Consider the following 802-nt stretch of genomic DNA (forward strand, 5'->3'; position numbering starts at 1 on the left):
GCCCGCAATAACGAGTAACGGTAATCCCATAGCCTGAATAATGTCGTGAATCGGCTGAATTTGGGAACGTAAGTCGTCCGGCATTGGGGGACGATTGGCTTTGTAGTCCTCATACATTTCATGACGAAAGTTTTTTCCTTTGGCATCAAAGACAACAATGATCTTAGAGTCAGGATAATCGCTTTGCAGACGCTTCATCATATTGATGACACCTTTGATTGCGCCTGTGGGTTGTCCTTTTGAGTTGTTGAGCGGAGGAAGCGCGTGATACGCGCGGAATAAATAAGATGAACCGTCAACGAGAACGGTAGGTGCCGATGTTGTCATGAAATTGGTCTGAATAAGTCGTTGGTAAAGTTTGCTATAGTAAGGAAAAACGTGCCAAGCTTAAACCTCAATTCCATCTACACTTTGAGTTAATTTCCTCTCGAGAACTTATTATGCAAACCCTATTAAAATTCTGTGCAGTCGCTGCAATTATGTTGGCTTCTTTTTCGGTTCCATATCTTAGTGCGGAAGACTTAGCGACTGGTGAGCAGCCTGATATCGTGATTCGAGAAGAAGAGGATAAAACGTTCTACGAGTATCGTGTAAATGGCATATTAAAAGAGATCAAAGTCGTGCCAAAAGTTGGCCCTGAGTATTACTTAGTTCCTGCCGATGGCGAGGGCTGGATTCGTGAAGAACGCTCACAAATGTTAGTGCCTAAATGGGTTCTTTTTGAATGGTAAGAGAATAATCTAAAACTTAGTATGATTATTCTAAACCTGCTTGTTACTCTGGCTTCAACTTAGGGAGTTGC

Annotated in this window: 1 protein-coding gene and 1 pseudogene; one reads left to right on the forward strand and one right to left on the reverse strand. The window is 42.4% G+C overall.

The features are described 5' to 3' along the window. Positions 1-327: pseudogene (locus A3762_RS16455) on the reverse strand (DNA polymerase I); the annotation flags it as partial. A gap of 113 nt (positions 328-440) precedes the next feature. On the opposite strand from A3762_RS16455, the gene A3762_RS16460 reads away from it, so the two are divergent. Then, positions 441-731: a DUF2782 domain-containing protein gene (locus tag A3762_RS16460; RefSeq protein WP_068473373.1), complete on the forward strand. Its 291-nt coding sequence runs from the start codon at positions 441-443 to the stop codon at positions 729-731. Positions 732-802 lie beyond the last annotated feature (71 nt).

This window comes from Oleiphilus sp. HI0125 (genome assembly GCF_001635355.1).

Coding starts and splice junctions, on each gene's coding strand:
- A3762_RS16460 (WP_068473373.1), top strand. CDS start 441: ATGCAAACCCTATTAAAATTCTGTGCAGTCGCTGCAATTATGTTGGCT.